Source organism: Cellulomonas humilata (genome assembly GCF_013359775.1).
Classification (GTDB): Bacteria; Actinomycetota; Actinomycetes; order Actinomycetales; family Cellulomonadaceae; genus Cellulomonas; species Cellulomonas humilata.
The window spans coordinates 39,196-52,787 of the sequence record NZ_JABMCI010000070.1 but is presented as its reverse complement, the minus strand read 5'-3'; the positions used below and the strand labels follow the sequence as shown (position 1 = coordinate 52,787).

General features: G+C 69.7%; 13 protein-coding genes and 2 tRNA genes. 14 read left to right on the top strand and 1 reads right to left on the bottom strand.

Annotation, left to right across the window (positions count from 1 at the left end):
* Window positions 1–153: 153 nt before the first annotated feature.
* The 9 genes from gyrB to HP550_RS17265 all read left to right on the top strand — a co-directional run bounded on the left by gyrB (window position 154) and on the right by HP550_RS17265 (window position 8,796).
* Window positions 154–2,190 (top strand): DNA topoisomerase (ATP-hydrolyzing) subunit B, encoded by a 2,037-nt coding sequence (gyrB, locus tag HP550_RS17300; RefSeq protein ID WP_175348929.1) that lies wholly within the window; start codon window positions 154–156, stop codon window positions 2,188–2,190.
* A 51-nt stretch (window positions 2,191–2,241) separates the two neighbouring features.
* Window positions 2,242–4,848, top strand: coding sequence for a DNA gyrase subunit A (gene gyrA, locus HP550_RS17295; protein ID WP_175348928.1), 2,607 nt, complete (start codon window positions 2,242–2,244; stop codon window positions 4,846–4,848).
* Entirely contained in the window at window positions 4,845–5,813 is a 969-nt protein-coding gene (locus HP550_RS17290; RefSeq protein WP_175348927.1) for a DUF3566 domain-containing protein, read from the top strand. Before gyrA ends, HP550_RS17290 begins: the two co-directional genes overlap by 4 nt.
* 84 nt (window positions 5,814–5,897) lie before the next feature.
* Window positions 5,898–5,971, top strand: a tRNA-Ile gene (locus HP550_RS17285).
* A 23-nt stretch (window positions 5,972–5,994) separates the two neighbouring features.
* A complete protein-coding gene (locus HP550_RS21985) occupies window positions 5,995–6,114 on the top strand; it encodes a DLW-39 family protein (RefSeq protein WP_210768242.1) in 120 nt (39 codons plus the stop codon).
* A gap of 22 nt (window positions 6,115–6,136) precedes the next feature.
* A tRNA-Ala gene (locus HP550_RS17280) sits at window positions 6,137–6,212 on the top strand.
* Between the two features lie 21 nt (window positions 6,213–6,233).
* Window positions 6,234–6,860, top strand: a complete 627-nt coding sequence (locus tag HP550_RS17275; protein ID WP_175348926.1) for a GyrI-like domain-containing protein — start codon at window positions 6,234–6,236, stop codon at window positions 6,858–6,860.
* A 77-nt stretch (window positions 6,861–6,937) separates the two neighbouring features.
* Window positions 6,938–8,149, top strand: coding sequence for a sensor histidine kinase (locus HP550_RS17270; protein WP_175348925.1), 1,212 nt, complete (start codon window positions 6,938–6,940; stop codon window positions 8,147–8,149).
* Window positions 8,137–8,796, top strand: a complete 660-nt coding sequence (locus HP550_RS17265; protein WP_343048240.1) for a response regulator — start codon at window positions 8,137–8,139, stop codon at window positions 8,794–8,796. The genes HP550_RS17270 and HP550_RS17265 overlap by 13 nt, the downstream gene beginning before the upstream one ends.
* Before the next feature lies 1 nt (window position 8,797).
* On the opposite strand, the gene HP550_RS17260 is transcribed toward HP550_RS17265, so the two are convergent.
* A complete protein-coding gene (locus HP550_RS17260; RefSeq protein ID WP_175348924.1) occupies window positions 8,798–9,445 on the bottom strand; it encodes a GNAT family N-acetyltransferase in 648 nt (215 codons plus the stop codon).
* An 85-nt stretch (window positions 9,446–9,530) separates the two neighbouring features.
* On the opposite strand from HP550_RS17260, the gene HP550_RS17255 reads away from it, so the two are divergent.
* From HP550_RS17255 to hisF, 5 genes are read left to right on the top strand one after another with little or no spacing between them, the layout of a single operon-like run.
* Window positions 9,531–10,457, top strand: a complete 927-nt coding sequence (locus HP550_RS17255) for an ABC transporter ATP-binding protein (protein ID WP_343048239.1) — start codon at window positions 9,531–9,533, stop codon at window positions 10,455–10,457.
* Window positions 10,454–11,290: an ABC transporter permease gene (locus tag HP550_RS17250; RefSeq protein WP_175348922.1), complete on the top strand. Its 837-nt coding sequence runs from the start codon at window positions 10,454–10,456 to the stop codon at window positions 11,288–11,290. Before HP550_RS17255 ends, HP550_RS17250 begins: the two co-directional genes overlap by 4 nt.
* Window positions 11,287–12,108 carry an ABC transporter permease gene (locus tag HP550_RS17245; protein ID WP_175348921.1) on the top strand — a complete coding sequence of 274 codons (822 nt, stop codon included), beginning with the start codon at window positions 11,287–11,289 and terminating at the stop codon, window positions 12,106–12,108. Before HP550_RS17250 ends, HP550_RS17245 begins: the two co-directional genes overlap by 4 nt.
* 42 nt (window positions 12,109–12,150) lie before the next feature.
* A complete protein-coding gene (gene hisH / locus HP550_RS17240) occupies window positions 12,151–12,777 on the top strand; it encodes an imidazole glycerol phosphate synthase subunit HisH (RefSeq protein WP_175348920.1) in 627 nt (208 codons plus the stop codon).
* Window positions 12,767–13,564, top strand: coding sequence for an imidazole glycerol phosphate synthase subunit HisF (gene hisF, locus HP550_RS17235; protein WP_175348919.1), 798 nt, complete (start codon window positions 12,767–12,769; stop codon window positions 13,562–13,564). The genes hisH and hisF overlap by 11 nt, the downstream gene beginning before the upstream one ends.
* Window positions 13,565–13,592 lie beyond the last annotated feature (28 nt).

The following is a 13,592-nucleotide window of genomic DNA, read 5'->3' as shown; positions in this document are numbered from 1 at the left end:
AAAAGAGGGTCCGAGCCCGTCCACCAGGTAGACTGTGAAGGTCATTCCTGGCGCATCTGTGCCCGGAACTCCAGCGTCATGGAGTGATCCGACCCGGCGAAGTTCGGTCGGCGCGCTCCGTCGCGTGTGAGAGCTTGAGGAGCACCACCGCCCGTGGCCGAGCAGAGCACCCCCGCGCCGAGCACGACGAAGAGCACCAAGGAGGGCAACGGCGGGTACGACGCCAGCGCCATCACGGTGCTGGAGGGTCTCGAGGCGGTCCGGAAGCGCCCGGGCATGTACATCGGCTCCACGGGCGCGCGCGGCCTGCACCACCTGGTCACCGAGGTCGTCGACAACTCGGTCGACGAGGCTCTCGCCGGCTACTGCGACCACATCGAGATCACGCTGCTCGCCGACGGTGGTGTGCGCGTCGTCGACAACGGCCGCGGCATCCCCGTCGCCATCCACCCCACCGAGGGACGCCCCACGGTCGAGGTCGTCATGACGATCCTGCACGCCGGCGGGAAGTTCGGCGGCGCGGGCTACGCGGTCTCGGGCGGGCTGCACGGCGTGGGCATCTCCGTGGTCAACGCGCTGTCCACGCGCGTGGAGACGGTGGTCAAGCGCGACGGGTTCGTGTGGCAGCAGGACTTCTCCGACGGCGGCAAGCCGCTGGGCGAGCTCCAGAAGGGCGAGCCGACCGACGAGACCGGCACCATGCAGACGTTCTGGGCCGACCCCGCGATCTTCGAGACCACCGAGTTCGACTTCGAGACGCTGCGGGCGCGCTTCCAGCAGTACGCGTTCCTGAACAAGGGGCTCCAGATCACGCTCACCGACGAGCGCCCCGAGCACCTGGGCACGGAGGACGAGCTGGCCGGGGACGACGAGGCCGCTCCGACGTCGCGAAACGTCACCTACAAGTACGACGACGGCCTGGTCGACTACGTCAAGCACCTCAACGGCGCCAAGAAGGTGGAGGTCGTCCACCCGGAGATCATCGACTTCGAGTCCGAGGACACCGAGCGCCGGATCGCCGTCGAGATCGCCATGCAGTGGACCAACGCGTACTCCGAGTCGGTGCACACGTACGCCAACACGATCTCGACCACCGAGGGCGGCACGCACGAAGAGGGCTTCCGTGCGGCGATGACCTCCCTGATCAACCGCTACGCGCGCGAGAAGGGCATCCTCAAGGAGAAGGACGAGAACCTCACGGGCGACGACATCCGCGAGGGCCTCACGGCGGTCATCTCCATCAAGCTGGGCGAGCCGCAGTTCGAGGGCCAGACCAAGACAAAGTTGGGCAACACCGAGGCCAAGACGTTCGTGCAGCGCGTGGTCAACGAGCAGCTGGGCGACTGGCTGGACTCGCACCCGAACGAGGCGCGGGACGTCATCCGCAAGTCGATCCAGGCCGCGGCCGCGCGCATGGCCGCCCGCAAGGCGCGCGAGGCCACCCGCCGCAAGGGTCTGCTGGAGTCGGGCGGCATGCCGGGCAAGCTCCGGGACTGCCAGTCCAACCGCGCCGAGGAGTGCGAGGTCTTCATCGTCGAGGGGGACTCGGCCGGCGGCTCGGCCGTGCGCGGTCGCAACCCCCGGACGCAGGCGATCCTGCCGATCCGCGGGAAGATCCTCAACGTCGAGCGTGCGCGGCTGGACCGCGCCCTGGGCAACCAGGAGGTCCAGGCGCTGATCACCGCGTTCGGCACCGGCATCGGCGAGGACTTCGACATCGCCAAGCTGAGGTACCACAAGATCGTGATCATGGCCGACGCCGACGTCGACGGGCAGCACATCCGCACCCTGCTGCTCACCCTGCTGTTCCGCTACATGCCGAACCTCATCACGCACGGTCACGTGTACCTGGCCCAGCCGCCGCTGTACCGGATCAAGTGGGCCAACGCGGATCACGACTACGTGTACTCGGACCGCGAGCGGGACGCCGTCATCACGGACGGGCAGGCCGCGGGCAAGCGGCTGCCCAAGGACAACTCGGTCCAGCGGTACAAGGGTCTCGGTGAGATGGACTACCAGGAGCTGTGGGAGACCACGATGTCGCCCGAGCACCGCACCCTCCTGCAGGTCACGCTCGACGAGGCCGCCGCGGCCGACGAGATCTTCTCGATCCTCATGGGCGAGGACGTCGAGTCCCGCCGCTCGTTCATCCAGCGCAACGCGAAGGACGTGAGGTTCCTCGACGTCTGATCAAAGACGTCCGGCCTCCACCCACGTACGCAACCGAAGTAAGGAACCCCGTTGAGCGAGACCACCGGCAACGAGATCGAGCACGGCAACATCGAGCAGGTCGACCTGCAGCTGGAGATGCAGCGGTCGTACCTCGACTACGCCATGTCCGTCATCGTCGGCCGTGCCCTGCCGGACGTGCGCGACGGACTCAAGCCGGTGCACCGCCGCGTCCTCTACGCCATGTACGACGGCGGTTACCGCCCCGACCGCCAGTTCTCCAAGTGCTCGCGCGTCGTCGGCGACGTCATGGGCAAGTACCACCCGCACGGCGACACGTCGATCTACGACGCCCTCGTGCGGCTGGTCCAGGACTGGTCGCTGCGGTACCCGCTGGTCTCCGGGCAGGGCAACTTCGGCTCGCCGGGCGACGACCCGGCCGCCGCGCCCCGGTACACCGAGTGCAAGATGGCCCCGCTGTCCATGGAGATGGTCCGGGACATCGACAAGGACACCGTCGACTTCCAGGACAACTACGACGGACGCACGCAGGAGCCCACGGTCCTGCCGGCCCGGTTCCCGAACCTGCTGGTCAACGGCGCGGCCGGCATCGCGGTCGGCATGGCCACCAACATCCCGCCGCACAACCTGCGCGAGGTGGCCGAGGGCGTGCAGTGGCACCTCGACCACCCGGAGGCGTCGCGCGAGGAGCTGCTCGCCGCGCTCCTGCTGCGGATCAAGGGCCCGGACTTCCCCACCGGCGCCACGATCCTGGGCCACAAGGGCATCGAGGAGGCGTACCGGACGGGCCGCGGCTCCATCACGATGCGCGCGATCGTCCAGGTGGAGGAGATCCAGAACCGGATCTGCCTGGTCGTCACCGAGCTGCCGTACCAGGTGAACCCGGACACGCTGGCGAAGAAGATCGCGGACCTGGTCCGCGAGAACAAGGTGACCGGGATCGCGGACATGCGCGACGAGACGTCGGGCCGCGCCGGCCAGCGCCTGGTGATCGTGCTCAAGCGCGACGCGGTCGCGAAGGTCGTGCTGAACAACCTCTACAAGCACACGCAGCTCCAGGAGACGTTCGGCGCCAACATGCTGGCGCTCGTCGACGAGGTGCCGCGCACGCTGAGCATCGACGCGTTCGTGCGCCACTGGGTCACCCACCAGCTCGAGGTCGTCGTCCGCCGCACGGCCTACAAGCTGCGCGAGGCCGAGGCCGACATCCACATCTACCGCGGCTACCTCAAGGCGCTCGACGCGCTCGACGAGGTCATCGCCCTCATCCGCCGCTCGCCCGACGCGGACGAGGCGCGCGCCGGCCTGATGGCCCTGCTCGACATCGACGAGCTCCAGGCGAACGCGATCCTCAACCTCCAGCTGCGCCGCCTGGCCGCGCTCCAGCGCCAGGAGATCCTCGAGCGGTACGCGAAGCTCGAGGCCGAGATCACCGAGTACCGCGCGATCCTCGAGTCCGAGCAGCGCCAGCGGGACATCGTGTCCGAAGAGCTGGGCGAGATCGTCGCCAAGTACGGCGACGAGCGCCGCACGACGATCCTTCCGTTCGACGGCGAGGTCAGCGTGGAGGACCTCATCGCCGAGGAGGAGATGGTCGTCACCATCACGCGCGGCGGCTACGCCAAGCGGACGCGCTCGGACAACTACCGGGCCCAGCGGCGCGGTGGCAAGGGCGTGCGCGGCGCGCAGTTGCGCGAGGACGACCTGGTGGACCACTTCTTCGTCACGACGACGCACCACTGGCTGCTGTTCTTCACCAACTTCGGCCGCGTCTACCGTGCCAAGGCCTACGAGCTGCCGGAGGGCGGTCGCGACGCCAAGGGCCAGCACGTGGCCAACCTGCTCGCGTTCCAGCCGGGCGAGAAGATCGCGCAGGTGCTGGACATCCGCGACTACACCAAGGCCGAGTACCTGGTGCTTGCCACGCAGCGCGGCCTGGTGAAGAAGACGCGGCTGTCGGACTACGACTCCAACCGCTCCGGCGGCGTCATCGCGATCAACCTGCGCGAGGACGAGGACGGCCTGCCCGACGAGCTGGTCTCGGCGCGCCTGGTCGACTCGCACGAGGACCTGATCCTGGTGTCCCGCAAGGGGCAGTCGGTGCGCTTCACCGCGTCCGACGAGTCGCTGCGCCCGATGGGCCGGGCCACCTCGGGCGTCACGGGCATGAAGTTCCGCGCGGACGACGAGCTGCTGGCCATGGACGTGGTGCGGGAGGACGCCTTCCTGTTCACCGTGACCCAGGGCGGCATCGCCAAGCGCACCGCGCTGACCGTGGAGAACTACCGCCAGCAGGGCCGCGGCGGTCTGGGCATCAAGGTGGCCAACCTCCCGGAGGCGAACGGCGACCTCGTGGGCGCCCTCGTGGTGGACCCCGAGGACGAGGTCCTCGTCATCATGGAGCGGGGCAAGATCGTGCGCTCGGCCACGGCGGAGGTCAACGCCACGGGCCGCACGACGCAGGGTGTCATCTTCGCCAAGCCCGACAACGGGGACCGCATCATCGCGGTCGCGCGGAACACTGAGCGACACCTGGCGGACGAGGCAGGTACCGTGGGCGCTGAGAATGGCCAGGTTCCCGACGTCTCGGACACGCCCGATGAGTCCGAGGCGCCGGTCGACCAGGCAGTGACCGACCCGTCAGCGGAGGACGCATGACCGATTTCACGCCCCCCTCGATCCCGCCGCGCAAGCGCCCGACGACGCCGACGACCGCCGGTCGCACGACGACGTCCGCGCCACACCAGGGGTCGACGTCGGCGTGGAACGGCTCGGCGGACGGGGACGCGGCCACGCATGTGCCCAGCCTGAACGGGTCGAACGGCGCCACCGCGTTCACGGTTCCCGCCAGCGTGATGCCGCCGACCGTGGCCCCCCCGCGGTCGTCGCCGCCGGACCGCCCGGAGGCCACGGAGCGCCCGGCGAGCGCGGTTCGGACGGAGGCCGCGCCCGCCACCGCGACATCTCCACAGGATCGTGACACCTCCGCACCGGGAGTCGGCGACGAGCACGACCCTCCGTCCCCGATGATGGTGGCGGTGGACACCGCCACCGTCTGGCTGAAGAAGGCCGGCGTCGCGACGTCCGCAGCGTTCGCCGCGGCCACTCGACCCCGTCCCAAGGAACCGACCATGACGACCACCCCGGCAGCATCTGCCCCGGCGGCCAGCACCACGGCCCCCCGCCCGGTCCCCGCGTCCGACAACCTCACGGGCGCCCGGCCGAGCACGGGACGCATCCCGACGGTCGGGCCCCACGGCGCCCCGCGCCGGGTCCGCCTGGCGATCTCCCGCGTGGACCCGTGGTCCGTGATGAAGCTGTCGTTCCTGCTGTCGGTGGCCATCGGCGTGATGATCGTCGTCGGCGCGGCCGTGGTCTGGTTCACGCTGAACGGGCTCCAGGTGTTCACCAAGGCCAATGACCTGGTCACCCAGATCACCGGTACGGAGAGCGGGATCGACATCCTGCAGTACGTCGAGTTCCAGCGGATCATCTCCGGCGCGACGCTCGTCGCGGTGATCGACGTCTTCCTGCTCACGGCCCTCGCCACCATCGGCGCGTTCCTCTACAACATCGTGGCGGCGCTCGTCGGCGGCGTGCACGTGACCATGACGGACGAGTGACCAGCACCTCCTGGTAGCCGGTTTGGGTGGGGCCCCCGCGCTGGGGTAGTCTCATCCGGCGCCACTGCGGCGCGCGTAGTGCACGGGCCTATAGCTCAGACGGTTAGAGCGCTTCCCTGATAAGGAAGAGGTCACAGGTTCAAGTCCTGTTAGGCCCACTCCCAAACCCGTGGGGGAACCGATGAAGAAGCTCCTGCTCCTGGTGGCAGCCGCCGCCGTCGGATTCGTCGTATGGCAGAAGTACGCACAGGATCGCGACGAGCGAGACCTGTGGGCAGAGGTCACCGACACCTTCGAGTGAAGGTCCCCCGGGCATGCACCACGGGGCCATGGCGCAATTGGTAGCGCACCTGCTTTGCAAGCAGGGGGTTAGGGGTTCGAGTCCCCTTGGCTCCACCACCGGCGTCAGCGCGGTCGTCGATGACTGACAAGACCGACTTCACGAAGTCCCTCGACGCCTATCGCGCCTCGCGGGGCTCGTTCCGGCTCGTGGACGTGCCGGAGCTGCAGTACTTGATGATCGACGGGCACGGCGATCCCAACACCGCGCCCGAGTTCGCGGAGGCGGTCGCCGCGCTCTACCCGGTGGCGTACACGCTGAAGTTCGCCAGCAAGCGGGAGCTCGGACGCGACTACGTGGTTCCTCCGCTGGAGGGCCTGTGGCGGGCCGACGACATGGACTCCTTCACTGCGGCGCGGGACAAGTCCCGGTGGGACTGGACGCTGCTGCTCATGGTCCCGGACTGGATCGACAGTGCTCGGTACGCCGCAGCCGTCGAGCAGGTCCGTGCCAAGAAGGATCGCCCGACACGGCTCGACGACGTCCGGCTGGAGACCCTCGACGAGGGTCCGTGCGTGCAGACGCTGCACGTCGGCGCGTTCGACGACGAGGCCCCGGTGCTCGCGCAGCTGCACCACGAGTTCATGCCGAGCCAGGGCCTGCGCTTCGCCGGCCACCACCACGAGATCTACCTCAGCGACCGCCGCCGGGTCGCGCCGGAGAAGATGCGCACGATCCTGCGGCAGCCGGTCTCCGCCGACGTCTGAGCCCTCCACCGGACGGTGGAGGCGGTCCGGCCCGAAGGTGGGCGAAGCCGCGGCACCCACCTGCCTAGGCTGCCGTCATGGCCCTCGACACCGACCTGCTGCCGCAGCCGCAGTCCGCGCTGTCCCGGTGGTCGAGCGTGTGGCGGTACCTGCTGGCCGCGGGGGTCGGGCTGATCGCGTGGGGGGTGACCTCCGCCGAGCACCTGTCGGTGTCGCCCGCGGTGGCCGAGGAGGTCGCCGGGGCCCTGATCGTGGTCGACCTGGTGCTGGGTGCGATGACCGTCTGCCTGCTCCCGCTGCGCCGCCGGTACCCCCTGGCGGTGGCCAGCATGACGACCATCGCCACGACCGTCTCGTCGGCGAGCATCGGCGCCGCGACGATCGCCCTGGTCTCGCTGGCCACGTGGCGTCGGCGCAGCTGGGTGGTGGTGATCGGGGTCCTGTGGCTCGTCGCGTCGGTCGGGTCCGAGGCGTACTACCGCGCAGCCTTCCCCGGTCGGGACAACAGCGGCTACCTGGTCCTCGTGGCGTTCATCGTCGGCGTCACGTACTTCGCGGCGGCCGTGTCGACCGGCTACTACATCGGGACCCGTCGAGAGCTGCTGGCGTCGCTGCGCGAGCAGGTGGCGACCGCCGAGCGCGAGCGGGAGCTGGCCACCGAGCGGTCGCGCGACGCCGAGCGCACCCGGATCGCGCGGGAGATGCACGACGTGCTCGCGCACCGGATCTCGCTGGTCGCCCTGCACGCGGGCGCGCTGGCCTACCGGGACGACCTGACGCGCGACGAGACGCGCGAGACGGCCCAGACGATCCAGTCGAACGCGCAGCTGGCCCTCAGCGAGCTCCGGCAGGTGCTGGGCGTGCTGCGGGCGGGGGCGGGTGCCGTGGGCATCGAACCCCCGCAGCCCACGCTCGCGGAGCTGCCGGCGCTGCTGGCCGACGCACGCGAGGCGGGGTCCGACGTCGACCTGGACACCACCGGCCTCACCAAGGACCCTGCGCCGCAGACCCTGTCCCGCACGTCGTTCCGGATCGTCCAGGAGGCCCTGACCAATGCCCGCAAGCACGCACCCGGTGAGCCCGTGAGCGTCCGGCTGGCCGGTGGGCCCGGCGCGCAGCTCGAGATCGAGGTGCGCAACCCCGTCCGCACGCCATCGGACGGGCAGCGCGGAGGCGTGGGCCTGGCGGGCCTGGCGGAGCGGGCCGAGCTGGCCGGGGGCGAGCTCGAGCACGGGATCGGACCGGACGGGGCGTTCGTCGTGGGAGCGAGGCTGCCGTGGCCGGCGTGAGGGTGGTGGTGGTCGACGACGACGCCCTGGTGCGGGCAGGTCTGCGGATGATCCTGGGCGGTGCACCGGACCTCGAGGTGGTCGGCGAGGCGGCCGACGGTCAGGAGGCCCTCGACGTCGTCGCGCGCCAGCTGCCCGACGTGGTGCTCATGGACATCCGGATGCCGCGGATGGACGGCCTCGCCGCCACCCGCCGGCTGCGCGAGCGCGGCACGACGGCCCGGATCATCGTCCTGACCACCTTCGACACCGACGAGATGGTGCTCACCGCGCTCCAGCTGGGCGCCGCCGGATTCCTGCTGAAGGACACCCCTCCCGCGGACCTGGTCGTCGCCGTGCGTCGCGTGGCCCTCGGGGAGCCGATGCTCTCCCCGAGCGTCACCAGCCAGCTCATCGCCGCGGTCACCCGACCCGCCGAGGACGGGCGCAGGCGCAAGGCGCGGACCCTCCTGGCGCGGCTGACGGACCGCGAGCGGGAGGTGGCGGTCGCGGTGAGCGACGGGCTGACCAACACGGAGATCGCCCGGTCGCTGCACCTGGGGGTGGCCACCGTGAAGACGCACGTGGGCAGCCTGTTCACCAAGCTCGAGGTGACCAACCGGGTGCAGGTGGCCCGCTACGTGCACGACGCGGCGGACGACCGCTGAGTCACAGACCCAGCTGCTCCCGCGCGGCCTCGACCCCGTGCAGCCTCACCTCGGGGCGCAGGTCTGCCGGGCGGGCGTCCCAGGTGGCCCGGTCCAGCAGGTAGCGGCGGCTCGTCGCGAGCCCCCCGAGCCGGTCGATCAGGTCGATGCCGTTCTCGGCGTAGCCGATCCGCCTCGTCACTCCGTTCGACGGGCCGTTGTCGTCGAACGCCGACGTGGTCGCGTACCGACCGCCGAAGCCCTCGAACAGCAGGTGCAGGATCATCAGGCGCATCCGCGTACCGACGCCCTGACCCTGGTGCCGTCGACCGAGCCACGAGCCGGTCTCCGCGGTCCGGATGACGGGGAAGTCGGACGCCATGAGCGCCTGGGTGCCCAGCACCTCGCCGTCGCGGAGCACGGCCAGCTCGAGCTTCCAGCGCTCGGGGGCGACCGCAGCGCGCGCGCCCCACTGGTAGGTCAGGACGCTCCGGGCGACCTCGGTGGGGGTCCCCTGCGTCCAGGGCACGGTGAACGGCATGGCGTCAGGAGCGTGGACGCCGTCCTGCGCGAGCCGCGCAAGAGCCAGCAGCCGGTCGTCGTCGAGGTAGCGCAGCTCCAGGTCACCACTCACCACGCGGAGGCCGGCGACGGGCCAGAGGTCGTCCATGGCGGCATGGTTCCCGCGCTCCGCTGCCCCGGTCAACATCAATGGGCTCGGTGCGTGTGGGTCCGCTCGTCTAGGTTGGTCCGCTGTGACCGCTCCCGTGATCGCCGCCCACGGCCTGACCAAGCGCTTCGGCGACTTCACCGCCGTCGACGGCATCGACTTCGAGGTGCCGCCCGGCGAGTCGTTCGGCCTGCTCGGGCCCAACGGCGCCGGCAAGTCCACCACCATGCGCATGGTCGGCGCGGTCTCGTCCCGCACGGCCGGCGAGCTGTCGGTGCTCGGGCTGGACCCGAACACGCACGGGCCGGAGATCCGGTCGCTGCTGGGCGTCGTGCCGCAGGAGGACAACCTCGACACCGAGCTGCGGGTGCGCGACAACCTGATCGTGTACGGCCGCTACTTCGGGATCCCGCGGTCGGTGTGCGCGACGCGGGCCGACGAGCTGCTGGGCTTCGCGCAGCTGGAGGAGAAGCGGAACGCCAAGGTCGACGACCTGTCGGGCGGCATGAAGCGCCGGCTGACCATCGCCCGCGCGCTCATCAACGAGCCGCGCATCCTCATGCTCGACGAGCCGACCACCGGCCTGGACCCGCAGGCCCGGCACGTGCTCTGGGACCGGCTGTTCCGGCTCAAGGAGCGCGGCACCACCCTGGTGCTCACCACGCACTACATGGACGAGGCCGAGCAGCTCTGCGACCGGCTGGTGGTGGTGGACAAGGGCAAGATCATGGCCGAGGGCAGCCCGTCGTCCCTGATCCGGCAGTACTCCACGCGTGAGGTGGTCGAGCTGCGGTTCGGGTCCGACCGCAACGCGGACGCCGCCGTGCGGATGGCGGGCCTGGTGGAGCGGATCGAGGTGCTCCCGGACCGCGTGCTGCTGTACGCCGACGACGGTGAGGCGGTGCTCGAGCGGGTCACGGACCTGGGCCTGCACCCGACCACCTCGCTCGTGCGACGCTCGAGCCTGGAGGACGTGTTCCTGCGGCTCACGGGGCGGAGCCTGATCGAATGACGACGACGATCACCGAGGCGGCGGTCGCGGCCGCGGTCCGGCCCCGTCGCTTCGGCGCCTGGTACGTGGCCGAGCACCAGCTGCGTGGCATGAAGGCGTACGGCTGGACGATCGTGGTGGGCAGCGTCGGCAACCCGCTGCTGTACCTGCTGGGCATCGGCCTGGGCCTCGCCGCGTTCCTCGACCAGCCGATCGCGTCCGGCGCCGACGGGCTCGTCGACTACGTGTGGTTCGTCGCGCCCGCCCTGCTGGCGACAGCCGCGGTCACCGTGGCCATGGACGAGTTCACCTTCGTGATCATGGCCGGCTTCAAGTGGCGGCGGATCTTCTGGGGCATGAACGCCTCGCCTGTGGCGCCCCCGCAGATCGCGGCCGGCCTCGTCCTGTCGGTCGTCGTGCGGATGCTGTTCACCACGACCATCTACTACCTGCTGATCCTGGCGTTCGGCGCGGTGGGCGACCCGCTCACCGGTGCCCTGATGCCCCTGGTCGGCGTGCTGGCGGGCCTGGCGTTCGGTCTGCCGGTGATGGCCTTCTCGGCGAGCCTCAAGGAGGACAAGGGGCAGTTCGCGCTGGTGCAGCGGTTCGTCTTCACGCCCCTGTTCCTGTTCTCCGGCACGTTCTTCCCGCTGACCACCCTGCCGGTCTGGCTCCAGTGGATCGGCTGGGTGTCGCCGCTGTGGCACGCGAGCGAGATCGGGCGGTCGCTGTCCTACGGCTCCCCCCCGGGTGCGTGGCCGGTCGGCTGGCACCTGGCGGTGCTCGTGGTGCTCGCGGTCGTCGGGTGGCTGATGGCCCGACGCATCTTCGTGAGGAGGCTCCGCGCAGGATGACGACGACGACCACCACCACAGAGCCCGCGCGCAGCACGATCGGCTCGCTTTACGCCCGCAACGCGCGGTCCGTCGTCGCGCGCGGCCTCAAGGCGACGAGGAGCTCCAGCGGGATCATCGTGCTCTCCGGCTTCTTCGAGCCGGTCTTCTTCCTGCTCGCCATGGGTCTGGGCCTGGGCTCGTTCATCGGCGACGTCGAGCTGCCCGACGGGACCTCGGTGCCGTACGCGGCGTTCATCGCGCCCGCCCTGCTCGCCGTGTCCGCGATGAACGGGGCCGTGTACGACTCGACGTGGAACGTGTTCTTCAAGATGCACTTCGGCAAGCTGTACGACGCGATGCTGGCCACGTCGCTCGGGCCGCTCGACGTGGCGTTCGGCGAGATCACCTACGCGCTCCTGCGCGGTGGGGTCTACGCCTTCGGGTTCCTGACGGTCATGCAGGTCATGGGCCTGAACCTCGCCTGGTCGGCGGCGCTCGCACTGCCCGCCGTGCTGCTCGTGGCGTTCGGGTTCGCCAGCGTCGGCATGGCCGTGACCAGCTACATGAAGACCTTCCAGCAGATGGACTGGATCAACTTCGTCATGCTGCCGATGTTCCTGTTCTCGGCCACGTTCTACCCCATTACCGTCTACCCGGGCTGGATCCAGGGGGTCATCAAGGCGCTCCCGCTGTGGCACGCGGTGGAGCTGGTGCGCGGGCTGACGCTCGGCGTGGTGGACGGATCGATGCTCACGCACGTGGCGTACTTCGTGGTCATGATCGGGCTCGGGCTGGCGTTCACGACCGTGCGGCTGAAGGCCCTGTTCCTCGACTGACGTCCGACATATGAGACACGTGTCCGGTGTAGGATTGGGCAAGTGATCGGGATCATCGACTACCGCACCGGTAATTCGCAGAGCATTTCTTATGCGCTCGAGCACCTCGATGTCCCGCACGCGCTGGTGGCCAAGCCCGGCGAGTGCGACGAGGTCGACACGTACATCCTGCCCGGCGTCGGCGCCGCCGGGGTGACCATGGAGTCGCTGGCGCAGGAGGGCTGGATCGAGCACCTGTCCGAGAAGGTTCTGGCCGATGGTCAGGGGTTTCTCGGCGTGTGCGTCGGCCTCCAGGTGCTGTTCGAGCACTCGGACGAGGGTGACGTCGAGTGCCTCGGCTGGCTCAAGGGCTCGGTGCACGAGTTCGACAAGTCCCAGGTCCGCGTCCCGCACATGGGCTGGAACAACGTCGACGTCCGCGGCGACCACCCGTTCTCGCGCGCATTCACGCCGGGTGGGTTCTATTACTTCGTGAATTCTTTCTACGCCGTCCCGACGGACGACTCCACCCTGGTGGGCGTCACCACGTACGGCCAGGAGTTCGCCGCCTCGGTGGCCTACAAGAACATCATGGCGACGCAGTTCCACACCGAGAAGAGCGCGCGCGCCGGCCTCCAGGTGCTCAAGGCATTCTGCGATCTAGACGTGAAGGATCTCGATGCTCGCTAACCGGCTGATCGCCTGCTTCGACGTGAAGGACGGCCGCGTCACCAAGGCCCAGCAGTTCCAGGACAACATCGACGTGGGGGACCCGGCGGAGCTGGCCGACCGGCTGTACCACGAGGACGTCGACGAGATCGTCATCTACGACATCATGGCCAGCGCCCAGAAGCGCCAGATCGACCTCGCCATGGTCCGCAGGGCGGCGCACCGCACGTTCGTGCCGCTGACGGTCGGCGGCGGGATCCGGCACCTCGAGGACATGCACGAGGTGCTGCGGGCCGGCGCGGAGAAGATCAGCATCGACTCGATGGCGGTGCGCAACCCGCAGATCATCACGCAGGGCTCGGTCGAGTTCGGCCGGCAGTGCATCGTGCTGAGCATGCAGGTCAAGCGCGTGGAGCCGACGGCGACGATCCCCAGCGGCTACGAGATCGCGATCGACGGCGCTCGGACCTACACGGGCATGGACGCGGTCGAGTGGGCCAAGCGCGGTCAGGACCTGGGCGCCGGCGAGATCGTGGTGAACAGCATCGACCGTGACGGCACGGGCTCCGGGTACGACCTGGACATCACGGCGCGGATCACGGAGGCGGTGAGCCTGCCCGTGATCGCGTCCGGCGGTGCCGGGCTGGTCAGCCACGTGGCGGACGCGTTCCGGATCGGTGCCACGGGGGCGATCACCAGCTCGATGCTCTACTCGCCGCGGGTCGAGCACACGCTGACGGTCGGCGAGATGAAGGCGCAGCTGGCCGAGATGGGCGAGCACGTCCGACCGGTGCACAGCGCGGACTGACGCTCGCGAGCGACGCCGAAGGGCGCCC